The sequence below is a fragment of the Gemmatimonadaceae bacterium genome (assembly GCA_019637355.1).
Lineage (GTDB): Bacteria > Gemmatimonadota > Gemmatimonadetes > Gemmatimonadales > Gemmatimonadaceae > Pseudogemmatithrix.
Genome location: JAHBVT010000001.1, coordinates 456,077 through 479,358, shown reverse-complemented (window position 1 = coordinate 479,358; position 23,282 = coordinate 456,077). Strand labels below are relative to the sequence as shown.

Annotated in this window: 22 protein-coding genes; 1 reads left to right on the top strand and 21 read right to left on the bottom strand. The window is 68.5% G+C overall.

Features of this window, described 5'->3' with window-relative positions; translation table 11 throughout:
- Positions 1–151 precede the first annotated feature (151 nt).
- The 3 genes from KF689_02110 to gcvT all read right to left on the bottom strand — a co-directional run bounded on the left by KF689_02110 (position 152) and on the right by gcvT (position 3,867).
- Positions 152–868, bottom strand: a complete 717-nt coding sequence (locus tag KF689_02110) for a hypothetical protein (GenBank protein MBX3132166.1) — start codon at positions 866–868, stop codon at positions 152–154.
- Positions 869–1,049: 181 nt separating this feature from the next.
- Positions 1,050–2,684 (bottom strand): sigma-54-dependent Fis family transcriptional regulator, encoded by a 1,635-nt coding sequence (locus KF689_02105; GenBank protein ID MBX3132165.1) that lies wholly within the window; start codon positions 2,682–2,684, stop codon positions 1,050–1,052.
- 73 nt (positions 2,685–2,757) lie between these two features.
- Positions 2,758–3,867, bottom strand: a complete 1,110-nt coding sequence (gcvT, locus tag KF689_02100; GenBank protein ID MBX3132164.1) for a glycine cleavage system aminomethyltransferase GcvT — start codon at positions 3,865–3,867, stop codon at positions 2,758–2,760.
- Positions 3,868–4,184: 317 nt separating this feature from the next.
- Here gcvT and KF689_02095 point away from each other — a divergent pair, with 317 nt between their 5' ends.
- Positions 4,185–5,939 carry a GGDEF and EAL domain-containing protein gene (locus KF689_02095; protein MBX3132163.1) on the top strand — a complete coding sequence of 585 codons (1,755 nt, stop codon included), beginning with the start codon at positions 4,185–4,187 and terminating at the stop codon, positions 5,937–5,939.
- Here KF689_02095 and KF689_02090 read toward each other — a convergent pair.
- The 18 genes from KF689_02090 to aroC form a co-directional block, all read right to left on the bottom strand.
- Positions 5,922–6,812 (bottom strand): serine/threonine protein kinase, encoded by an 891-nt coding sequence (locus tag KF689_02090; GenBank protein ID MBX3132162.1) that lies wholly within the window; start codon positions 6,810–6,812, stop codon positions 5,922–5,924. The two genes, KF689_02095 and KF689_02090, sit on opposite strands and share 18 nt — an antisense overlap.
- 16 nt (positions 6,813–6,828) lie before the next feature.
- Entirely contained in the window at positions 6,829–7,362 is a 534-nt protein-coding gene (bcp, locus tag KF689_02085) for a thioredoxin-dependent thiol peroxidase (protein MBX3132161.1), read from the bottom strand.
- 12 nt (positions 7,363–7,374) lie between these two features.
- Positions 7,375–8,307, bottom strand: a complete 933-nt coding sequence (locus KF689_02080) for an SDR family oxidoreductase (GenBank protein ID MBX3132160.1) — start codon at positions 8,305–8,307, stop codon at positions 7,375–7,377.
- The gene (locus KF689_02075) at positions 8,304–9,209 is read right to left on the bottom strand and encodes a bile acid:sodium symporter family protein (protein ID MBX3132159.1); all 906 of its coding nucleotides are present in this window, start codon (positions 9,207–9,209) and stop codon (positions 8,304–8,306) included. Before KF689_02075 ends, KF689_02080 begins: the two co-directional genes overlap by 4 nt.
- A gap of 6 nt (positions 9,210–9,215) precedes the next feature.
- Entirely contained in the window at positions 9,216–9,410 is a 195-nt protein-coding gene (locus KF689_02070) for a hypothetical protein (GenBank protein MBX3132158.1), read from the bottom strand.
- A 24-nt stretch (positions 9,411–9,434) separates the two neighbouring features.
- Positions 9,435–10,508 (bottom strand): NAD(P)-binding domain-containing protein, encoded by a 1,074-nt coding sequence (locus tag KF689_02065; protein MBX3132157.1) that lies wholly within the window; start codon positions 10,506–10,508, stop codon positions 9,435–9,437.
- A 7-nt stretch (positions 10,509–10,515) separates the two neighbouring features.
- Complete coding sequence (argF, locus tag KF689_02060) at positions 10,516–11,433, bottom strand: ornithine carbamoyltransferase (protein MBX3132156.1); 918 nt, start codon at positions 11,431–11,433, stop codon at positions 10,516–10,518.
- Entirely contained in the window at positions 11,430–12,062 is a 633-nt protein-coding gene (locus KF689_02055) for a hypothetical protein (protein MBX3132155.1), read from the bottom strand. The genes argF and KF689_02055 overlap by 4 nt, the downstream gene beginning before the upstream one ends.
- Positions 12,063–12,070: 8 nt before the next feature.
- Entirely contained in the window at positions 12,071–13,504 is a 1,434-nt protein-coding gene (hslU, locus tag KF689_02050; GenBank protein ID MBX3132154.1) for an ATP-dependent protease ATPase subunit HslU, read from the bottom strand.
- Positions 13,504–14,049, bottom strand: a complete 546-nt coding sequence (gene hslV, locus KF689_02045) for an ATP-dependent protease subunit HslV (protein MBX3132153.1) — start codon at positions 14,047–14,049, stop codon at positions 13,504–13,506. The genes hslU and hslV overlap by 1 nt, the downstream gene beginning before the upstream one ends.
- Positions 14,050–14,111: 62 nt before the next feature.
- Positions 14,112–14,960, bottom strand: coding sequence for a hypothetical protein (locus KF689_02040; GenBank protein MBX3132152.1), 849 nt, complete (start codon positions 14,958–14,960; stop codon positions 14,112–14,114).
- Positions 14,961–15,021: 61 nt separating this feature from the next.
- Complete coding sequence (locus tag KF689_02035) at positions 15,022–15,675, bottom strand: thioredoxin domain-containing protein (GenBank protein ID MBX3132151.1); 654 nt, start codon at positions 15,673–15,675, stop codon at positions 15,022–15,024.
- Between the two features lie 482 nt (positions 15,676–16,157).
- Positions 16,158–17,153: a tyrosine recombinase XerC gene (locus tag KF689_02030; protein ID MBX3132150.1), complete on the bottom strand. Its 996-nt coding sequence runs from the start codon at positions 17,151–17,153 to the stop codon at positions 16,158–16,160.
- Complete coding sequence (locus KF689_02025) at positions 17,113–17,637, bottom strand: SRPBCC family protein (GenBank protein MBX3132149.1); 525 nt, start codon at positions 17,635–17,637, stop codon at positions 17,113–17,115. The genes KF689_02030 and KF689_02025 overlap by 41 nt, the downstream gene beginning before the upstream one ends.
- The gene (trmFO, locus tag KF689_02020; protein MBX3132148.1) at positions 17,634–19,001 is read right to left on the bottom strand and encodes a methylenetetrahydrofolate--tRNA-(uracil(54)-C(5))-methyltransferase (FADH(2)-oxidizing) TrmFO; all 1,368 of its coding nucleotides are present in this window, start codon (positions 18,999–19,001) and stop codon (positions 17,634–17,636) included. Before trmFO ends, KF689_02025 begins: the two co-directional genes overlap by 4 nt.
- 2 nt (positions 19,002–19,003) lie before the next feature.
- A complete protein-coding gene (gene topA / locus KF689_02015) occupies positions 19,004–21,421 on the bottom strand; it encodes a type I DNA topoisomerase (GenBank protein ID MBX3132147.1) in 2,418 nt (805 codons plus the stop codon).
- 35 nt (positions 21,422–21,456) lie between these two features.
- Positions 21,457–22,002, bottom strand: coding sequence for a hypothetical protein (locus KF689_02010; protein MBX3132146.1), 546 nt, complete (start codon positions 22,000–22,002; stop codon positions 21,457–21,459).
- On the bottom strand, positions 21,999–23,195 hold the full coding sequence (gene aroC, locus KF689_02005; protein ID MBX3132145.1) for a chorismate synthase: 1,197 nt from the start codon (positions 23,193–23,195) through the stop codon (positions 21,999–22,001). The genes KF689_02010 and aroC overlap by 4 nt, the downstream gene beginning before the upstream one ends.
- Positions 23,196–23,282: the final 87 nt, after the last annotated feature.

Genomic DNA, 23,282 nt, shown 5'->3' with positions numbered 1-23,282 from the left:
AGGTGCCCATCACATCAGGTCGGCTCCGCTCGTCGCGCCGTCAGGCGCACCGCTTGTGTCCTCTCCTCTCAGAGAGAACGAGGGGTACCTCTTTCGTCGGTTCGCTTCCCTTCTGACCGCTCGTCCTTCCGTTCCCTACACCTACTCATCCCTACCGCAGACCGCGACGCTCCTCAATCACCGGCATCGTCTCGCCGGCCGCCAACGTCGCCATCCATCGATTCGTCGCATCGAGCACGGCCAGCACGGCCGCGGTCTCGGCGCTATCGCGGACCTCCGCGCTCCCGGTCAGCAACACCTGCTCCCGACCGCTGCGCGCCATCACCGCCGCAAACACGAACTCCCGCTCGAACGCGGTGATCAGCTTCGCGCCCTCGAGCGAAAAAATCCCGCCCGTCGGACCGGCCAGGCTGAGCGCCATCAGCGCCGCGCGCGCGCTGACATCCACGCGGCTGCGGTCGCTCTGCACGGTCTCCTCGGCTTCGCCCGCAAACTGCTCGGCCCCAATCCGCAGCGTCACCTTGCAGGTCACGCCGCGCGCGCGGGAACCGCGAAGCTCCACATCCTCGAAGTACACGGGGCGCCCAATGCCCGCTCGCGGCGCCGAGGGCGCCTCGACGATCGGCTGTTCGCCCGTCACCGGCCGGCGCGTCGTCGCCGCCACCGAAATCTTTCGATGATCCACCTTGAGCCCCAGCTGCGCCATCAGCGCGCTCTCGATGTTCCGCACCACGGCCTTCGCCGGAGTGTCGCCCGTCACGAGCACGTGGATCGCATCCACTGACCCGTTCTCGGTCGCGGTGATCCGCGCGGACACCACGTCCTTCAACGTCGCGATCAACTCCTCCGCACGCTGGAGCGGGAGCACGCTGCCTGCAATCAGCGGGCTGACCTCGCTTGAAGCGGGCTGATGCGAACGAGTCACGGATTCCTGGGGCGAGACGGTGGGAGTCGGCCTAGGCTGCACGGCGGACAAGTCCACCGCGCACCCTTCAACCTGTGCAATATCTAGTCACTTGGGAAGGGGCTGCAGGCGAAAAACGCCCCATTCACTCCCCAAACTGTTCAGGAACTTGATACTCCTTGAGCTTTCGGTAGAGAGTTCGCTCCCCGATATCAAGGATTTCAGCAGCCTTACGACGATTCCCCTTCGTCTCACGCAACGCGGCTAGGATCGCCGCCTTCTCGATCTCGGCCATCGTCATCCCGGGGGTAATCGTCACGGCCGTCGGCGGCGTCGCGCCCGGCGGCTCGACCCCCCCTGCCAACGCGCCGAAGGGCGCCGCCGGCACGACCCCGTGCCCAATCCCCCCGTGACCGAGTCCCGGCAACACGCCGAGTCCGGGACCACCCCCCGCCCCCGCCAGACCAACCCCCGCACCTGAAGCCATCGCCGCCCACTGGTCCCGCTCGGCCCGCACCTCATCGACCCGGCGGCGCAGCTCCTCGAGCTGCAGCTTCACCTCAACCAAGCTCCGGACGATGAACTCCAGTTCCCGCCCCTCGGCCCGGCTCTCCTCCCGGAGGATGGCGCCGACGGGCACAGGCAGCAGGCGGTCGCCCCCGCCCTCGCGAATCGCGGCCGGAATGTCGGCAAGCCCGATCTCCCGCCCCGTCGCGAGCACGACCATCGACTCAATCAAGTTCCGCAGCTCGCGGACGTTGCCCGGCCACGCATAGTTGACCAGCGCCTGCATCGCCTCGGCCGAAATGCCGTGGAACTCGCGGCCGTGCTCCTGCGCGAACTCCTGCACGAAGCGACGCACCAACAGCGGGATGTCCTCGCGGCGCTCCCGCAGCGGCGGCAAGTAGATGCGCAGGACGTTGAGGCGGTAGAACAGGTCCGAGCGGAAGCCGCCCATCGCCACGGACTCGCGCAGCGGACGGTTCGTCGCCGCGACGACGCGCACATCGACCGGAATCACCTGCGTACCGCCGACGCGGGTGACCTCGCGCTCCTCGAGCACGCGCAGCAACTTCACCTGCACGTTGCCGGGGATCTCGCCGATCTCGTCGAGGAACAGCGTGCCGCCGTTGGCCAGCTCGAAGCGCCCGATGCGCCGCTCGGCGGCCCCGGTGAAGGCCCCCTTCTCGTGGCCGAAGAGCTCACTCTCAAGCAAGGTCTCGGGCAGCGCGCCCACGTTCACGGCGATGAACGGCTTGCTGCGCCGCGACGACATCTTATGGATGGCGCGCGCTACCAGTTCCTTGCCGGTGCCGCTCTCGCCTTCGATGAGCACGGTGCTCGAAACCGGCGCCATCTGCCCGACAGCCACCAGCACCTGGCGCACTGCCTCGCTCTCGCCCCAGAGTCCGGTCTCGCGCGTGATGCGCGCGCGCTCCAGCAACTCCTCCACGCTCTGCCGCAGGGCTTCCGGCGTCACCGGCTTGGCGAGCACGTCGGCGAAGCCCACGTTGCGCAGCTTGGCCTCGAGCTGCGGGTCGCCGACATCGGCGAGTCCGATGACCGCCGCGCCGCCCCACATCTGGTCGCGCGCGATGGCCAGCGTCTGCGGGTCGAGCAGGCTGCCGGTGAAGACGATCACCTCCGGGCGCGCCTTCCGGATCTCGCTCGGCAGGTCGTCGAGCGGCGAGACCATCGTCGTCTTCAGCCCGTCGGCCTCGAGGAGGGCGTTGAGGCGGACGGCGGGCTCGACATCTGTGAGGGTGATGAGGACGCTCATTGCTTAACCCAGAGATGGACGGATGACGGATGACGGATGCTGACGGCGTCCGTCATCCGTCATCCGTCCGAGTTCAACGCTTCACCGTCCCCTGCTTCCAGAACGGGAACCCGACAATCGTCCCCACCACGCGCTTGCCGCGGATCTCGACTTCGAGCGTGTTGCCTTCCTTGGCGTGCGCGGTGGGCACATAGGCGGTGCCGAGTCCGCAGCCGACGCTGGGACTCATAATGCCGCTCATCACCACGCCGCTGGGCTCGCCGCCCACGAACACCGGGTAGCCGTGGCGCGGGATGGCCTTCTCTTCGAAGGTGAAGCCGACGAGCTTGCGCGGGACGCCAACGGCCTTCTGCGCCTCGAGCGCGGCGCGACCGACGAAGTCGCCCTTCTTCATCTTGACGAGCCAGCCGAGTCCGGCTTCAAGCGGGGTGTAGCTGTCGTCGATGTCATTGCCGTAGAGCGCCATCCCCATCTCGAGGCGCAGCGAGTCGCGACAGCCGAGTCCGGTCGGCGTGATGCGGCCCGTGGCCATCAGCGCCGCCCAGAGCTTCTCGGAGTCCTTGGCACCGTGGTACAGTTCGAAGCCGTCCTCGCCGGTGTACCCCGTGCGCGAGAGCGTCATCGGCACGCCGGCGACGGTGGTTTCGGTGAACCAGTAGTACTTGATGTCGTCGAGCGCGGCAGGCGTCAGCGCCTGGAGGATCTCCTGCGCCTGCGGGCCCTGCACGGCGAGCAGGCCGATGTCGTCGCTCACGTCCTCGAGCGTGCAGTCGAACTTGCCCTTGTACTGCTGGATGTGGGCGAGGTCCTTGTCCTTGTTGGAGCCGTTCACGACCATCATCAGGTGGTCGGCGGCGTAGCGGTAGACGAGGCAGTCGTCCACGAAGGTGCCGCGTTCCGTGAGGATCCCCGAGTAGTGCACCTGGCCGTCCTTGAGCGCCGCGACGTCATTGCTGGTGACGTACGTGACGAAGTCGATGGCCTGCGGGCCGCGCACGATGAACTCGCCCATATGCGACACGTCGAACACACCGCAGCTCTTGCGCACGGCGTTGTGCTCGGCGGTGATGCCGCTCGGATACTGGATTGGCATCTCGAAGCCGGCGAAGGGCACCATCTTGGCGCCGGCGGCAAGGTGCAGGGCGTGGAAGGGCGTGCGCTTGAGGCTCGTGCTCGCGGTCATTGCTCAGGACTCGTTGGGTGGCGAACTGGGGAGCCTTCAATATGCCGGAACGGCAGGCGTCAGTCTACTTCGCGGCACTGTTCGCTTGCTTTGCACTGGCAAGAATATGACTCGGAATTCGTCTTGAAACGTGACGGCCGATACCGCAGTCTTTCCGAGGTTGCCCTAGGTTACTTCTCCGGGCAAGGCAGACTTCCTCTCGACCGATACCTCCACTGATGCTGGTTCTTGCCCTCTCAATCGCGCTCGCTGCAACCGGGGCTTTGAGCGCGTGGCTTTACCTCCGGCTCCGAGCCACCGAGCGCCTCGCACAACAAGTGGTTCCCTCGCAGGCCGACCTCGACGCGGCCCTGCGCCGACCGACGCGCACCAGCGCCGAGTGGCTGCTGCTCCCGGCGCGCAGTGCCCACGAGGCACTGTGGGATTGGGATCTGGCCGACGATCACATCCGCTTCTCCCCACGCTGGCGGGAGATGCTCGGGCTCACCGCCGATGAGGTCCTGGCCTCCACGGAAGAGTGGCTGGGCCGCGTGCATCCCTCCGACCGCGCCCAGGTGCAGGTGGACATCGCCGCGCAGACCTCCGGCACGGGGGTGCGCTTCAGCAGCGAACACCGCCTGCGGCACGAGAACGGCCACTGGATGACGGTGCAGTGGACGGGCATCATCGTCCGCGACGCGACCGGGCGTGCGCTGCGCGTGGCGGGCTCCGTCCGCGACGCCACGGCGCAACGCAGCGTCGAGGAGCAGGTGCGCCGCGAGGCGTTCTACGACACGCTCACGGGCCTCCCCAACCGCGCCCTCGCGCTCGACCTGCTGCGCCGCGCCATCTCGCGTACGCGGCGCCAGGGCGAGCGCCGCTTCGCCGCGCTGATGGTGAACATCGACCGGTTCACCGGCCATAACGACGCGCTGGGCCACGGCGCTGGCGACGAACTGCTCCGCACCTTCGCCCGTCGGCTCGCGACGGCCGTCCGCCCGGGCGACGTCATCTCCCGGCTCGGCAGCGACGTCTTCCTGCTGATCCTCGACGCCGTCCACGAACCGGAAGAAGTCGAGCGCGTCGCCGATCGCGTGGCACTGGTGCTGCAGGAGCCGCTGCACGTACTCACCCACGACGTGCCGGTCACGGCAAGCATCGGCATCGCGCTCCACGAGCCGGGCGTGGAATCAGCCACGGACTACCTGCGCAACGCCGAACTCGCGATGACCGAAGCCAAGGGACTCGGCGGCGCTCGCCACACGCACTACCGGCCGGAAATGCGCGAGGGCGTGCGGCACCGCGCCTCGCTGGAGCACGACCTGCGCACGGCGATCGCGCGCGGCGAGATGATGGTCTGGTACCAGCCGGTGTTCACCGCGCGCGAGGGCAGCCCCACGCGGATGGCGGGCTTCGAAGCGCTGCTGCGCTGGGCGCACCCCACGCGCGGCCTACTCGGCCCGGGCGAGTTCGTGCCGGTGGCCGAGGAGACGGGGATGATCGTGCCGCTGGGCACCTGGGCGATCGGCGAAGCCTGCCGCCACCTCGCCGAACTCGCGCCCAACGGCCCCGATGCGCCCTGGGTGAGCGTGAACCTGGCGGCCAAGCAGTTGGCGGATCCCGCGCTCGTGGAGATCGTCGAGCGCGCCCTCGCGACCACCGGACTCGACGCGCGCCGCCTGCGGCTCGAGGTGACCGAGAATGTCATCCTGCACGACGAGGACACGGCACGGACGGTGCTGCAGGCGCTGCGCGCACGCGGCATCGCCATCCTGATGGACGACTTCGGTACCGGTCACGCGTCGCTGAGCTACCTACACCGCTTGCCCATCGCGAGCATCAAGATCGATCGCTACTTCGTCGGACGGATGGACGTGAGCACAGAGTGTCTGGAGATCGTCCGCTCGGTAGTCGCGTTGGCCAAGAGCCTGTCGATGGACGTGGTGGCCGAGGGCGTGGAGCAGGAAGCACAGCTGGCGCAGCTTCGCGCGATGGGCTGCGAGCACGTGCAGGGCTTCCTGCTCTCGCATCCGCTTCGGCCCGAGGAAACGATCCCTCTCTTCGGCGCGCGGGCCCTACCAGTGAGCGCCTAAGGCCTCGCGGAACTCGCCGGCGTCGGCGAATCGCTGGTCGGGGTCCTTCGCCATTCCGCGCTCGAACAACCGCGCCACCGGCTCCGGGACCTCGGCGTTCACCTCGTGCGCGGGGCGCGGCATCTCGGTGAAATGCGCCACCATCAACCGCGCCCCACGGTACTCGGCGAAGGGCGCGCGACCGGTGAGGATTTCATAACCGAGCATCGCCAACGAGTACACATCGGCGCGGGCGTCGGCGGGGTCGTCGCCGTGGAACTGCTCCGGCGCCATATAGCCCGGCGTCCCGACGGCAAAGCCTTTGTCGGTGAGTCGGCCGCCGCTGGCGGCCAGGCTCTTGCGCACCGTGCCCAGCGGCACGCCACTGGACTCGCGCATCATCTCCAGCCGCGCGTGCGCGACGCCGAAGTCGGCCAGCACGGCGTGCCCGGACTGGAAGAGCACGTTGGCCGGCTTGAGGTCGCGATGCACCACGCCGATCTCGTGCGCGTGCGCCAGCGCATCGGCCACCTCGTGCAGCACGTGCAACCCCTCGCGCAGCGGCAGCGGGCCGGGCCGGAGGCGCTCCTCGAGCGATTCGCCGGGGATGTACGGCATCACGTACCAGATGATGTCGTCGGTGGCGCCCATCCCGATGATCGGCACGATGTGCGGATGCTGCAGCTTGACGAGCACGGCAATCTCGCGCTTGAAGCGCTTGAGCGCGACCTCGCCCGCGAGCTCCGGCGGCAGCAGCTTGATGACGACCTTGCGCGGCAACTCGGCGTCGCTGGCGAGGAACAAGCGGCTCTGCCCGCCAGCCGTGAGTTCCCGCTCGACGACATACTCGTCGCCGAGGGCGGCTTGGAGGGTGGACAGGAAGGCGTCCGACATCGCCTCCAACCTACGACTATTTCTTCTTGGCCGCTCGCCCGACCTGGGACGCCCGGACCGGCGGCGGCGCCCCTCGTAGGAACGCGTCCACCTCCGTGGCGTGGCCCTCGTGCTCCACGTGCTCCCAGACGGCTTCCACTCGGCCGTCCGTCCCGATCACATACGTCGTCCGCATCACCCCCATATACCGGTGCCCGAAGAGCAGCTTCTCCCGCCACACACCGTAGGCCTCGGCGGCCTGCTGTTCGGCGTCGTTGAGCAGGGGGAAGTTCAGACCCTGCGCCGCCTTGAAGCGCGCCTTCGAGCGCACGGTGCCCGGTGCGATGCCCAGCACCGCCACACCGCGTCGCTTGAAGCGCGGCACCAGGTCGCGGAAGCCGCAGGCCTCGATCGTGCAGCCCGGCGACGAGTCCTTGGGATAGAAGAACAGGACGACGCGCTTGCCGCGCAGCGACGAGAGCGTGAGCGGCTCGCCGGCGTCGGTCGGCAAGGTGAAATCGGGCGCGATGTCGCCCACCCGGACAGTCGAGTATTCAGTGCCCAGCTTCATCTTCCCGCCCATTCATCGATGCCGCTGTGCCTGCGCCCACACGGTGAACGCTTCTCCCGACGTCTTCGCCGGCCGGTAGCCGAACACGTCCTTGAGCCGCCGGTTGCTCAGCACCGGCCTGTAGCGCAGGAAGTCCAACTGCTCCGGGCCGTAGCGACTGAGATGGAAGAACTGCCCGATCTCGAGCGCCTGTTGGAGCACGAAGGCCGGCAACACCAGCGTCCGTTTGCCGAGCTGCGCCGCGATCTCGTGGATGGTCAGCGCGCCGTCGCCCGCGACGTTGTAGATGCCGGTGCGGTCGCCCGCGACGCCGTGCGCGACGGCGCCCGCGACGTCCTCGTCCCAGATGAACACGAAGCGCGAGTCGCTGCCACGCACGGCGAGGATGCGACGCTTCTGGAACAGCGCCGTGATCTGGTTCTGGGTGCCAGCGCCGAGCACCGTGCCGATGCGCAGCACCAATTGCGCGAGCTCCGGGTGCGTCGCACGATACCCCGCCAGCAGCTCCTCGACGAGGCGCTTGTGGTGGGCATACGCAAACGCGAAGCCCGCGCGCAGCGGAAAGTCCTCGTCGATCCAGTCGGGGTTGTCGGCGAAGTAGCCATAGGCCGCGCCGGAGCTGGCCACGGTGAGGTGCCGCACGCCCGCCGCGAGGGCGGAGTCGACCACGTTCTTCGTCCCCTGTACGTCGATGTCGTAGGCGACCGCACGGTCGCCGCGCCCTTCGAGCACGGACGCGAGATGCACGACGTGCGTAATGCCGCGGTCCGTGAGCAGCGTGGCGAGCGCGGGATCGCGCACGTCCATCGCGAGCGTCTCGAAGCCGAGGTCGCTGACGACGCGCAGGTCCGTGCCGACGACGTGATGCTCCTGCGCCAGCCGCGCGCCCACGATGCGCCCCACGTAGCCCGTGGCGCCGGTGATGAGGATGCGCTTGGCCGTCACGCGGCCGCCGGGAGCGGAGGCCGCCGGCCCCAGTAACCGCTGAGCAGCAGGCCGCTCACCAAGTGCCACACGCCCCAGAACGCCGTGATCAGCATCATCGAGCCGGCCGTCGGGAAGAACGTGAAGAGGATCGCCAAGCCGAGGCCGGAGTTGTGGATGCCCACCTCCAGCGTGACGGCGCGGCTATCCGCCTCGTTCAGGCGCGCGAGCCGCGCCACCCAAGCGCCGAGCCCGAGCGCCATCGCGTTCTGCAGCACCACCAGCCAGAAGAAGTCGCCGAAGCGCGCCACGAACAGCGTGCGGTTCTCCCAGAACGCACCCGCGATGAACGCAATCAAGATGACAAACGAAAGCTGCCGCAGCGGCCGCTCAAGCCGCTCGGCCACCGCCGGCAACTTCACGCCCACAAGCATCCCGAGCAGCACGGGCAACGCCAGCACCAGCGCCACCTGCGCGAGAATGCCACCCACGGGCAACGAGACCTCCTGCAGCAGCTCGCGCGTGCGCGGATTCAGCCAGCCGTAGAGCGCGAAGTTCAGCGGCGTGAGTACGGTCGCCGCGAGGCTGGATACGGTCGTCAGCCCCACCGAGAGCGCGACGTTGCCGCGCGAGCGCCAGGTGAGCACGTTCGAGAGCGCGCCGCTGGGGCAGGCCGCGACGAGGATCATTCCCAGCGCCAGGGCCGGATCCACGCGGAACACCCAGGTGAGCAGACAGGTGAGCCCCGGCGTGAGCAGCGCCTGCGCCGAGAGTCCGGCGAGCACGCCCTTGGGCCGCTGCGCCACGCGACGCAGGTCCGCCATCCGCAGGTCCAGCGACGCGCCGAAGACCATCAGCGCGACGATGGCGTTGAGCACCATCAGCCCCGAGGGATCGAACTTGAGCGGGATCGCGTCGTCCACGATCGGCTAGCGCGAGAGCGCGCGGATGTGCCGACGCAGCGCGCGCAGATAGCTGTCCTTGTGCACGTAGTAGGCCATCCGGTCGAGCTTGAGGTAGCGGAACCCGCCGTCCACGCGCTCGGCGAACTTGCGGCGCTTCTCCGCTTGCAGCGCCCGCGCCGCCGGATGCCCCGCCGCGAGACCCTTCAGGTACAAGGCCACCAGCTCCGCCTGCTCGTAGCGTCCCTACCAGCCGAGTCCGCTGGCCTCCACCATCCCCATCAGGAAGATGCTGTCGTCGGTGGGATGCATCGCGTTCAAATAGAGCGCCGGTGCCGCGCCACCGCTGGCCCAGTTCAACTCTTCGCGCGCGACGAACGGATAGTGCAGCGCATAGCCCGTGGCCTGGAGAATGGTGTCGTACTCGCCCTCCGCGCCATCGGTGAAGCGGACGCGCCGTCCCTCCACCGCCGCCACGTCGCGCCGCGCCGTGATATCGCCGTGCGCGAGGTGATGCAGCACCAGGGAGTTCATCACCGGGTGCGACTCGTACAGGCGATAGTCGGGATCGGGCAGGCCGTAGTCGCTGGGCTTGCCTACGACCAGCCGCACCATCAGTCCGTCGAGTCGCTGCTTGAGCGGCCGCGGCAACTTGATGAGCCCACCCAAGGTGTCGATCGGGCGGCCTTTCAGGAACTTGGGCAGGAACCAATATCCGCGGCGCACCGAGAGATCCACCGACGCCGCGCTGCGCACCGCGTCCACCGCGATGTCGGCGCCGGAGTTGCCGCAGCCGATCACCAACACGCGCTGGCCTGCGAGCTGCGCCGGCGACTTGTACTGCGCCGAGTGCATCAGCGTGCCGGCAAAGTGGCCCGGCAGCGCCGGCTGGTAGGGATGGTGCAGCGTGCCGGTGGCGATCAGCACGCCGGCAAAGCGTCGCGTGCGTTGCGCGCCTGCGTGCTCGGTGGTGACGTCCCATCCGCCCTCGGCGGCGCGCACGCAGCGCACGACGCGCGTGGAGAACTCGTAGTGGCGCCGCAGGTCGAAGTGCGTGGCGAAGTCGGCGAAGTAGCGCCGGAGCTCATCGTGCCGCGGGTACGGCGCCACCTCGTCCCGCATCGGGAACTCGGCGAACTCCGTCATCCGCTTGGACGAGATCAAATGCGCGCTCTCGTACACCGTGCTCTGCGGATTGGCGATGTCCCAGAGTCCGCCCACGTCGGCGTGCAGCTCGAATCCCGTGAACGGCAGGCCGTGTTTCTGCAGGACGCGCGCGGTGGCGAGTCCCATCGGCCCCGCCCCGATCACGGCGTACACGCGGCGCTCAGCCCAGGGGCTCGCCGCCCATCAACACCGCCATCACGGCCTTCTGCGCGTGCAGGCGGTTCTCGGCTTCGTCCCACACGCGGCTCTGCGCGCCGTCGATCACCTCGGCGCTGACTTCCTCGCCGCGATGCGCGGGCAGGCAGTGCAGGAAGATGCCGTTTCGCTTCGCGCGGGCCATCAGCGCCGCATTCACCTGGAAGGGCGCGAAGGCCTTGGCGCGCGTGGCCTGCTCTTCCTCCTGCCCCATCGATGCCCACACATCCGTGGTGACGACATCGGCACCATCGGCGGCGGCCTGCGGGTCGCGCAGCAACTGCACGTTGCCGCCTGCCGTGGCGCGCGCAAGGATCGCCGGGTCCGGATCGTAGCCTTCCGGGCAGGCCAGGCGCAGCGTGAAGCCCAGCAACTGCGCGGCGTCGCACCAACTGTTGGCCATATTGTTGCCGTCGCCAATCCACGCGATCGTCTTGCCCTCGAAGCTGCCAAGGTGTTGCTGCACCGTGAGCAAGTCGGCGAGGATCTGGCAGGGATGCTGCAGGTCGGTGAGGCCGTTGATCACCGGCACCTGCGAGTGCCGCGCGTACTCTTCGACGTCGGCGTGGGCGAAGGTACGGATCATCATTCCCTGCACCATCCGGTCGAGCACGCGGGCGGTGTCGGCCACCGGTTCGCCGCGGCCCAGTTGCACGTCGCGCGGCGAGAGGAACAGCGCGTGCGCGCCAAGCTGCCAGGCCCCGACCTCGAACGACACGCGCGTGCGGGTGCTCGACTTCATAAACAGCATCGCCAGCGCCATTCCCTCGAGCGGGCGCTTGCGGTACGCGCCGGTGCGCATCTGGTCGGAGAGCGCAAAGAGCGCGCGCAGCTCCGCCGGCGAGAAGTCCGTGAGGGCGAGGAAGTCGCGGTGCGCGGTCATTGGCCGGGGCACTCGGTGCGGGTCCAGGTGGGCAGCGAATCCGGGTTGGCCCCACCCTGCTCCGGGAAGCGCTCCGTGAGCGAGAGCCTCCGCACGGCGACGGCGTGCCGCGCCGAGAGCGTCTGGCGGTTGGGCAGGCGCACCGACGGCGCGACTGACGCGGCGAGGCGCCACTGGCCGCCGCGGTCGAACTCCACGACGCGCAGCGAGAAGCCCGGCCCGCTGATGGTCAGGCAGTGCGGCGTCGCGCCGGTCGCGTTGCGGATGTCGCGCACCGTGCCTTCCCAGGTGGCCAGGGCGACGGAATCCGACGGCCACTCGCGCGTCGCCTCTACTTCAAGGATCTGCACGTCCTCGGCGGGATAGCTGCCGTCCGAGCCGTCGTACCCGCGCACGGCGTAGAGCACGTCCCAGGCCCCCACCTGCTCGCGATAGCCCTCGAGCGGGCTGCGCTCGGCGTTACGGCGGAAGGCGCGCACCTCACCGGCGCGCAGCGTCGCGACGTTGGTGCCGCGCAGCTCGTTGAAGGGCGCCTGCCCCGCCGCGAGGTCGGAGATGTCGCGCCGTTCGCCGCAGGCGGCGAGCGCGAGGGCAGCAAGCAACGGCAGGGCGTGGTGCAACGAGCGCATCGGCGTCCTCACAGGATGTACTTCCGCAGGTCTTCGTCCTCGGCGATGGCGCTGAGGCGCGCCTTCACCACCTTCGCGTCCACCAGTTCCGGCGCGGTGCCGCGGTCCGGCAGGTCGTAGAGCAGGTCTTCGAGCAGCGTCGTCATCACCGTATGCAGGCGCCGCGCGCCGATGTTCTCCATCTTCGCGTTCACCTGCGCCGCAATGCGGGCGATCGCCGCGATGCCGTCGGGCGTGAAGCTGAGTTCGCAGCCATCCGCCTGCACCAGCGCCGCGTACTGCTTGGTGAGCGCGTTCTCGGGCTCCGTCATAATGCGCACGAAGTCCGCCTCGGTGAGCGGCTTGAGCTCCACGCGGATCGGGAAGCGTCCCTGCAGCTCGGGAATCAGGTCGCTGGGCTTGGAGACGTGGAAGGCGCCGGCGGCGATGAACAGCACGTGGTCCGTCTTCACCATCCCGTGCCGCGTCTGCACGTTGCTGCCCTCGACGATCGGCAGCAGGTCGCGCTGGACGCCTTCGCGCGAGACGTCCGGTCCGCCGAAGTCACCCTTGCCGCCCGCGATCTTGTCGATCTCGTCGAGGAAGATGATGCCCAACGACTCCACGCGTTCGATCGCGTCCACGACCACGTCGTCGAGGTCGATGAGCTTGTCGAACTCCTGGTCCAGCAGGATGCGCCGCGCCTCGCTGACCTTCACCGTGCGTTTCTTGGTGCGCTTCGGCAGCAAGTCGGCGAGCATATCGGTGAAGTTCTGCATTCCTTCCGGCGCGCCGGGTTGCGAGAGCGCGTCCATCGCCGGGGGCTGCTGGGCGACCTCTACCTCCACCTCGCGCTGCTCCAACTGTCCGTCGCGCAGCAACTGCTTGAGCTTCTCGCGCGTGCGCTTGTGCCGCTCTTCGGCTAGCGTCTGCTCCTGCTGCACGTTGCCTTCGGGGCCGGCGACGAACACGCGCTCGGCCTCGCTGGCCGGGCGGGCCGGCGTCGCGATCGGCGGCGGCAGCAGTAGGTCCAGCAGGCGCTCGTCCACGCGGTCGTTGGCGAGGTCCTCGACCTCCGTCTCGCGCTCGGTGCGTACCATCTCGATCGCGCTGTCGACCAAATCGCGGACCATCCCTTCGACGTCGCGGCCCACATAGCCCACTTCGGTGAACTTGGAGGCCTCGACCTTCACGAAGGGCGCGCCGGAGAGCTTGGCCAGGCGCCGCGCGATCTCCGTCTTGCCCACGCCCGTGGGGCCGATGAGGATGATGTTGTTGGGCGCGATCTCTTGGCGGATGCCTTCCGGCGCGCGCTGGCGCCGCCAGCGGTTGCGCAGGGCGATGGCCACCGCCTTCTTGGCCTCCGCCTGGCCCACGATATAGCGGTCCAGTTCGGCGACGATGCGGCGTGGCGTGAGATCGGCGAGGCGGGCCAGCGCCTGTTCGGTGCGCGGTCCCGTCATCAGGCCGAGGGTTCCACCACGGTGATGTGCGTGTTGGTGTAGACGCAGATCTCGCCGGCGATGGTGAGCGCGCGCTTGACGATTTCGGTCGGCGGCAGCGTCGTCTCGCGCAGCAGGGCGCGCGCGGCGGCGAGGGCGTAGGAGCCGCCCGAGCCGATGGCGAGGAGGCCGTCGTCGGGCTCGATGAGCTCGCCGTTGCCGCTGATCACGAAGCCGTGCTGGGCGTCCACCACCACCAGCAGGGCCTCCAGGCGCCGCAGCACGCGGTCCGAACGCCATTCCTTGGCCAGCTCCACGGCGGCCTTGGGCAGGTTGCCCGGGTGGCGTTCGAGCTTCTCCTCGAACTTCTCGAAGAGCGTGAAGGCGTCGGCGGCGGCCCCGGCGAAGCCCGCCAGCACGCGGCCTCCCTTGAGGGCACGCACCTTCACGGCGCCGGCTTTCATCACCGTGTCGCCGACTGAGACCTGGCCGTCGCCGCCGATGGCGACCTTGCCGTCGCGGCGGACGGCGAGGATGGTCGTGGCGTGGAAGACGGGGAGTGGCATTGGGGGAATATACAGGTTTCGCCCCTCTGCATCTTCGCCTGTGGCCACCCGGGGACAGTGCCCTACGGGTTCCCGCGCCCCCCGGTCCAGATCGCGACGATGCCGCAGGAGCCGCGCTGGGTGACCCGTTGCAGTTCGACCGGCGCGTTCGCGACGCTCGGATAAATCTCGATTGCAAGTATCTCCGACCCGGGTAGGAGTTCGTCGATGTCTGGCAGGCGAGCCTCTTCGTAGGTCTGTCCAGTCTGCCGAGTCCCGCCCGGCGATATCGACGTCGGATCCCCCCGCGTGATGTCCTGGGTGCTCTGAGTTATCGGAAGACCGTCCACGAGAATCGACATTGAGCACCCGCCGCGTCCGGTGATGATCACCCGCCCGACACGCCCGCCGCCTACGGTTCTCGAGGCGGCATAGCGGGAGCCGCTGAGCGCGCGCGAGACCGTCATCGGGTTGCGCGCGTTCAACTCCTCGGGGCCGATGAAGTCCGCCGTCATTGCACCGCGCTGCACGCGCATCATCCGGTCGTAGAAGCCGCGCTGCGTGAGGACGTCCTCAGGCCGCGCCGAGACCGTCACCGCGTCGAGCGACCTCGCGATCGGCCGCATTCGCAGCGTCACCGTGTCTACGCTGCGACTGCTGAGCGTGGTATCCAGCGGATAGTAGCCCAGCCGCCGGACGTTGAAGCGCAGCTCGTTAAGGCGACGCGTGTCGAAGCTCACGCGGCCGCTGTCATCCGCCGTGTGCGACGACCGGCCGACCAGGGACACATAGGCGAATGGGACGGCGGCGCCTGTTTGGTCGACGATGGACACGGTGACGCTGGACTGTGCGTTGGCCGAGGTCGGCTGTGCGCAGAGCATCGCCAGTACAGCCGCGGCAACGGTGAGGCAGTGTCGTGCGCACGAACTCATTGCGGACCTCCGAGAGCATACACGAGGCGAAGGGCACGGACAGCGGTTCTCCGAATTGTTCCTACTGCCGTTCTCCCTCGCCGCCGACTAACCGCGCCAACTCTTCAAACGATGGCGGGCGGCCGAACATCGTAGCACCGACAACAACCGTGGGCGTTCCACGAACCCCAATCAGGTGAGCCACCTCGAGATGCCGGGCGACGGTCGCCTCGTACCGCCCAGACTCAATACAGCCTCGGAAACGTCCGCTGTCAATCGGCGTGCGATTAGCAAGGTGTGCCCAGGATAGCAGCCCTAGTGAGTCTTGGGTCGCGTATGCTGCGGTCAAGAACGCCTCGAGGTGGCCGAACTCGCGTGCACACTCGAGCGCGAGCGCACCAGACCGAGCGAAACGGTGCTGCGGAAGCGGGAAGTGCGCAATCTCGACGGAGACCCCGGGAAGCTCTCTCGAAATTCGATCCACAGTCTCGTGATAGCGCGCACAGTACGGGCACTCTACGTCAACGAAAACAACCATCCGAGTGCCGGCGCGAACGCTTGCCGGGAACAGGCCGTTGAGAGCCTCCGTTCCCGCGTCGGCGACAGGCACGTCCGCAGGCGGTCGCGACCCGCTAGGGGCGCGAGTTCTCGCGGGCTGCAACAGCAACAGGACAGCGACGGTCGCCGCTGACACTGCGAGCACGATATTCGCGGTCGTGTCCACCCACTTGGCCATCACGCGCCCCCTTGCTTGAATGCCTGATGGTGCATCCTCCCAAACGCCCGACCGATGTACGCCGGTGAGGTTGGGCCTAACCTCTCACTTGGACGTTACGAAGGTTGGTAGCACCAAATGGTTTCCTGCGGGCACGGCCCTACCAACGTGCATCCCCCCGCATATGAATGAATGCCACACACCCCCTTGCACTCCGCATCGTGATGATCTCGAATCACGCAGCTCGTATCGCCACCACAGATGTAGCAACCCTCGTCGTGTCCCTCAGCACCTGCATCAAGGGCACCCACACCAAGAATCAACAAGCCTACCGCCATCGCACGGAGAAGCGTCTTCATTTGCATTCCTCCTGAGAGTTGATCCACGTGCACGAGGACTCACTTGGTCCGGCCCGTTTCGACACGCTATGGGGGGGGGCTGTCAAGAGCAACCTTGCTCGCGCCCCCCAAGCGTGACCTAGGCCACGCAAACCGACCACCTCCTCAAGCCCGCGGATGCGCCCCGCGATACACCTGCTTCAGCCGCTCCACGCTGGTATGCGTGTAGATCTGCGTCGTGCTCACGCTGGCGTGCCCCAGCAACTCCTGCACCGCCCGCAGGTCCGCGCCGCCATCCAGCAGATGCGTGGCAAACGTATGCCGCAGCGCGTGGGCCGAAAGCCCCGCGCCCTCGTCCACCTCACCCAACGAGGCGGTGACGGCGTTGTGCAGCGCCTTGGCACTCAGGCGCGCGCCTCGCGAGCTCAGGAAGAACGCCACGCGATCGGCCTTGGCCCCGACCTTGGCGACGAGTTGGTCGCGAACGCGCTCGTACTCGTGCAGCGCCCGCTGCGCCGGCCCACCCACGGGGATGATGCGCTCCTTCCGCCCCTTGCCCCGCACCTTCACCGCACCGGCCAGCAGGTCGAGGTCGCGGCAATCGATGCCGCGCAGTTCGGAGAGCCGCAGGCCGGCGGAATAGAACAGCTCGAGAATCGCCACGTCGCGTACGGCGGTGAACGACCCCTCCTGCGCCCGCGTGGCCGCCGCCTGCAGCAGCGTCTCGACCTGCGCGCGGTCGAGGTGGCCGGGCAGGTGCTTGTCGAGCTTGGGCGAGTTCACCGCCCGCGCCGGATTGGCCTCGACGAGGTCGTTGCGATGCAACCAGCGGAAGAAACTGCGCGCCGCCGAGAGCGCCCGCGCGCTGGAACGCTTGGAGAGCCCGCGCCGCGAGAGATGCGCCAGCCAGGCCCGCAGCGCGAGCCGGTCTACGGTCGCCCAGTCCACCTCGTCCACGGCCAAGTGCCGCGCCAGCACAGCGGCCAGCTCGCCCAAGTCGCGCGCATACGCCGCCACGGTGTGCGGCGACACGTCGCGCTCCTTCTCGAGATGCGTCAGGAACTCGGCGACGAGCGCGTCACGCGGCGGCGCGCCGGCGGCGGCGTCCGCAGCCATCGCCTCAGCCGTGCCGCGGCGTGACGTGCTCGCCGAAATGCGCACCCAGCGAACGCAGGTAGGAGTCCACGGTGCGGTGCTTACCCCGCAGCTTCATCAGCGTCCGGAAGATCGGCGAGTCCACGAAGCCTTCCTCGGTGATCGTAACCTCGGTGCCGGCCGGCGTGTTGCGCACCTCGTAGTACCACACGCCGCCCCAGCCCTGCGCGTCGGCGTTGAGGATGGTCACGACCATCGAGGCGTTCGGGACGGCCCGCGTGATCTCGATCTCGATCTTCCCCGCCGCGCCCAGGTCCTCCACCCACGCCTCGCGCGGCGCCCCCTGGATCCTCGACACCGACTTCACGTCGCTCCACCAGCTCGGCGTGGCCTCGATGTTCCGGATGATCTTGTACACCGAATCCGCCGGCGCCACGAGCAGGACGTTGCTCGAGACGATGTGGTCGCGCGGCAGCCCGCGGCCGTACAGATAGGCGCCGCCCAGGACCAACACGGCGACGAGAATAACGAGTTTGAGCAGCGTCTTCATAGGGGGACTCCGGTGACGGCGGCGGGCACGATGCCATACTCCAGACGCCACGACCCCAGCGCCTGTAACGCGCGTTCGGCGTAGCGCTCGCGCTTGAGCGCCTTGTCCCGCGGCGGGTCGGCCAGCTCCTCGAGCAACCCGAAGTTGGCATTCATCGGCTGGAAGTGCGCCGCGTCGGCCTCGCGCAGATGGCGGTACAGCGCGCCCAGCATCGTGGTCGGCGGTGGCAGCACCGGCGCCTCGCCACGTAGCAAGCGGTCGAGGTTGATGCCCGCCAGCAATCCGGTGGCGGTGCTCTCGGTGTAGCCCTCCACGCCCGTGAGCTGACCGGCGAAGAGCGTGGTGGCCGAGTCCTTGAGCGAGAGCTGCGGCGTCAGCGCGCGCGGCGCATTCAGGTACGAGTTGCGATGGATGCTGCCGAAGCGCAGGAACTCGGCGTTGGCCAGCCCCGGCACCATCCGGAAGACCTTCGTCTGCTCGGGGTAGCGCATCCGCGTCTGGCAACCGACGAGATTCCACATCCGGCCGGCGCGGTCCTCCTGGCGCAGCTGCAGCACCGCCCAGGGCCGCTTGCCCGTGCGGGGATCGCGCAGGCCGACGGGGCGCATCGGACCGTGGCGCAACGTCTCCGGGCCGCGGCGCGCCATCTCCTCGACCGGCATACAGCCCTCGAAGTACGGGATGTCCTCGAACTCGTGCGAATGGTACAGGTCGGCCTCGACCATCGCGGCGATGAAGGCGTCGTACTCGTCCCTGTTCATCGCGCAGTTGAGATACGCTCCCTCTGCCCCCGCCTCGGCCATCGTCTCCTTGCCCCAGCGCGCCGCACGGAAGGCGATGGACGTGTCGATGGACTCGGCGGCGACCACCGGCGCGATGGCGTCATAGAACGCCAGCGAGCGCTCGCCCAGCCGCGCGGCGATCGCCGCAGCCAGCGCGTCGCTGGTGAGCGGGCCGGTGGCGATGATGCCCACGTCCGGCAGCGCCGTGACTTCGTCGCGGACGATGGTGATGTTCGGATGCGCCTCGATGCGGGCCTGCACCGCCGCCGCGAAAATCTCGCGGTCCACGGCCAGGGCCGTCCCCGCCGGAATCCGCGCCACATCCGCGCACTCGAGGATCAGCGAGCCCAGCGCGCGCATTTCCGCCTTCAGCAGGCCGTGGGCGTTGCTCACGTCCGTGCTCTTGAAGGTGTTGGAGCACACGAGCTCGGCGAGCCTCTCCGTGCGATGCGCCGGCGTGCCGCGGTTGCCGCTGGCACCGCGCATCTCGTGCAGCAGCACCTGGTGGCCGCGCTCCGCCAACTGAAAGGCGGCCTCGCTGCCAGCGAGGCCGCCTCCGACGACGTGGAGTTCGCGTCGCATCGTCACGCCGGCACGGCCTCCGCGCCTTCCGTGCCCTCGGCCACCTGCACGTCCCACTCATTCCCGCACTTGAGGCACTTCCGGAAATGCCCGCGGGTCTTGTTGCTCTTGGCCTCCGCGCCTTCGAAGCCGCACTCGGCACACTTCTCCAGCACCGGCTTGTCCCAACAGACGAAGTCGCAGTTGGGATAGTTCTCGCAGCCGTAGAAGGCCTTGCCGCGCTTCTTGGAGCGCCGCGCCGCGATGTCGCCGCCGTCCTTGGGGCAGAGCACGCCGGTGGGCATCGAGCGCGTGCCCTTGCACTTGGGGAAGGTGGAGCAGCCGAGGAACTCGCCCGAGCGTGAGCGCCGCACGACCATCGGCTGGCTGCAGAGCGGGCAGAGATACTTGGTGAGCACCGGCGGCTCCTTCTTGCCCTTGAGCGGCCGCGTGAACTTGCAGGTCTTGGGATGGTTCTCGCAGGCCACGAAGGGCCCGAAGAATCCGCCCTTGGGCAGCAGGCGGCCGCCGCAGTCGGGGCACTTCTCGTCGGCAAGCGCCGAGAGGTCGTGCGCCTCGCGGATCAACGCCTCGGCGTCCACCGACTCCAGCGAATGGGCGAAGGGGCCCCAGAACTCCTCGAGCACGTCCTTCCAGCCCATCTGCCCGTCCTCGACCTTGTCGAGCTCGGCTTCCATCTGCGCCGTGAAGCCGACGTCGAACTCGCGCGGGAACTGCTTCACCATCACCTTCTCCACGCTCTCGCCCAGCGGCGTGGGGAAGAAGCGCCGCTGCTGCAGCTCGGCGTAATGCCGCTCCGTCAGCGTGGAGATGATGCTCGCGTAGGTGGACGGCCGGCCGATGCCGCGCTTTTCGAGCTCCTTGACCAGCGAGGCCTCGGAGTAGCGCGGTGGCGGTTCGGTGAAGTGCTGCGTCGGGTCGATGCTGCGCACCGGCGCGTGCTCGCCGGGTTCGATAGCCGGCAGCGCCTGCTCGTCCTCAAGCGCCTTGGAGTCGCCCTCTTCGCGCGCTTCCTTGTACAGCGCGAGGAAGCCGTTGAATTTGATGACCGAGCCGGTGGCGCGGAACAAGTAGCGGCCGAGATCGAAGTCCACGGTCGTGGTATCGAACACCGCTGGCGCCATCTGCGAGGCCATAAAGCGCTGCCAGATGAGCGTGTAGAGCTTCAGCTGCTCCGGCGAGAGATACTTGGCCACACTTTCCGGAGAGCGCGAGGGATCGGTGGGCCGGATGCCTTCGTGCGCGCCCTGCGCCGCATCGTCCTTGCCGGCGGGGAAGAGCCGCGGCGCGTCGGCGAGATACTCCTTGGCGAAGTGCTGGCCGAGGTACTCGCGCGCCGCAGCGGCAGCCGAGTCGGCCACGCGCACGTGGTCGGTACGCATATACGTGATGAGACCGACCGCGCCTTCGCTCTTTCCGAGCTCCACGCCTTCGTAGAGGTTCTGCGCGAGACGCATCGTGCGCTTGGAGCCGAAGCCCAGCTTCTTGGCGGCCTCCTGCTGCAGCGTCGAGGTCTTGAACGGCGCCTCGGGATTCTTGCGGCGCTCGCGACGTTTGATGTCCGTGACGTCGAAGTGCGAACGGCCCGAGAGATCCTTGAGGATGGCGTCGGCCACGGCCTGGTTCGGGATGTCCGGCTTCTCGCCGTCCACGTGATGCAGCTTGGCCGTGAACTCCTGCCCGTCGTGCTCGAGGCGCGCGGCGATGCTCCAGTACTCGCGCGGCACGAAGGCGCGAATCTCGCGCTCGCGCTCCACCAGGAGGCGCAGCGCCACGGTCTGCACACGGCCGGCCGAGAGTCCCTTCTTGACGGTCTTCCAGAGCACCGGGCTGGCCTTGTAGCCCACGAGCCGGTCCAGCACGCGGCGCGCCTGCTGCGCGTCCACCTTCTTGCTGTCGATCGCGCGCGCCTCGCCCAGCGCCCTGCTCACTGCATCCTTGGTGATTTCGAAGAACAGCGCGCGCTTGATCGGCGGTGCGTGCTTGCCCTTCACCTGCTGCTCCACGTGCCAGGCAATCGCCTCGCCTTCGCGGTCAGGGTCGGTGGCGATGAACACGGCCTTGGCCGTCTTGGCCGCGCTCTTGAGCTCGGCGACGGTCTTCTCCTTACCCGGGATGGTGACGTACTCGGGCTCGAAGCCTCCGTCCGGATCGATGCCGATGCTCTTCACCGGCAGGTCGCGGATATGGCCAACGGTCGCCTTCACGGCGTAGCCGGAGCCCAGGTACTTGCCGATGGTCTTGGCCTTGGCCGGCGACTCGACGATCACCAGCGACTTGCCGGCGGCGGAACGGGCTGCTTCCTCGTCGTGCGGAAGCTCCGGCTCAGCAGCCCGCGCGCGGGTCTTGGGGGCGCCGCGCTTGGCGGCTGCCTTCTTCTTGGTCGCCTTCTTGGCGGCTGATTTCTTGGTCGTTGCCATTACTCGGGGATTGCGTACGGAACAGGGAGGTCATCCTAGTCCCCCGCATCCGCCGTCGCAAGCGCAACTATATAAGAGGCCACCTGTTCGGGTGACATCGAATCAACGCTAAGTGTATGCTGCGATTGCATATAGGCCGCCTCTCGGCGCCCCAGCAATTTTTCGAGCCGAATCTCGGGTTCGGGACCCGCCAGCAGGGGGCGTCCGCCCCCTTCAGCCCCAATTCTGGCCGCCGCGACCGCCGGGCTCACCCGGAGGTACACGAGCTCGGAATCCGCCAGAAACCGCCCCAGAACCTCCCCCAGCTCCACCCAGCCCCCGCCCGTGGCCAGCAGCAGGCGCTCCCGGGCGTGGAGCTCCTGCGACACGGCCCGTTCCAGCTTCCGAAAGGCCGCTTCGCCCTGCCGCGCGAAAATCTCCTCCACGCGCCGGCCCGCCCGTCGCTCGATCTCTTCGTCTAGGTCCACGAAACCCCAAGGCGTCCCGCGCGCGGCCAACTGCTCGGCGGCTAGTCGCCCCGCCGTGCTCTTCCCCGCCCCGCTGAGCCCCACCAGCACGATGCGCTTGGGCACCGTGCTCATCCGAGGCGCTCGGCCACCCGCGCCAGGTAGGCGTCGTGGTTGCGGCGGAACTCGCCTACCGAGTCCCCCCCGAACTTCTCCAGCGCCGCGTCGGCCAGCACCAGCGCCGCCATCGCCTCGGCAATCACGCCCATCGCCGGCACAGCCGTGACGTCGCTGCGTTCGGCGGCAGCCGCCGCCGGCTCACCGGTGCGCACGTCCACCGTCTGCAGCGGACGCATCAGCGTGGAGATCGGCTTCATCGCCACGCGAAGTACCAGCGGCTCACCGGTGGTCATCCCGCCCTCAAGCCCGCCTGCGCGGTTGGTCCGGCGACGCACGTTGCCCGTGCGCGGGCTGTTCGGCGCGGGCTCGATCTCATCGTGCACGTCGGCGCCGGTGCGCCGCGCTGCCTCGAAGCCCATTCCCATCTCCACGCCCTTCACCGCCGGGATGGAGCAGATGGCTGCGGCCAGGCGACCGTCGAGCTTGCGGTCCCAACTCACGTGCGCGCCCAGCCCTACCGGCAGTCCCGTCACGACAACTTCGCAAATGCCACCCAGTGTGTTGCCGTCAGCTTTGGCGGCGTCGATGCGCGCGATCATCTCGCGCTCGGCGTCGGCGTCGAGGCAGCGCAGCGGCGACGCGTCGGCTGCCGTGTTGATGTCCTCCGGCAGCGCCGCGGGCTTGGCGTCCACGCCGCCGAGGTGCACGAGGTGTGAGCCGATGCGCACGCCGAGCTCGGCGAGCAGCGCTTTCGCGACGGCCCCTGCGGCGACGCGCGCCGTGGTCTCGCGGGCGGAGGCGCGCTCGAGGATGTCGCGGGCGTCGTCGCGGTCGAACTTGAGCAGGCCGGTGAGGTCGGCGTGGCCAGGCCGCACGCGCGTGACCTGTCGCTTGCGCCCTTCCGGCGCCTCGTCCTCCGGCCGGGGCGCGGGATCCATAATCGCCTCCCAGTTCGCCCAGTCCTTGTTGCGGATCATCATCGCCACCGGCGCGCCGAGCGTCTCGCCTGCGCGGACGCCCGCCAGGAACTCCACGCGGTCCGTCTCGATTACCATCCGCCGCCCGCGGCCATAGCCCTGCTGCCGCCGCGCGAGCTCGTGGTCCACCTGTGCGGCGAGCAGCGGCAGTCCAGCCGGGACGCCCTCGACGAGTGCGATGAGGGCGGGACCGTGGGATTCGCCGGCGGTGCGGAAGGTGAGGTGGGGCATCGGGAATGGACGGAGGACGGAGGACGGATGCGTGCTGACGGTGCGCGCCGAACGCGCTGCCGTCATCCGTCATCCGTCCAACAGCAG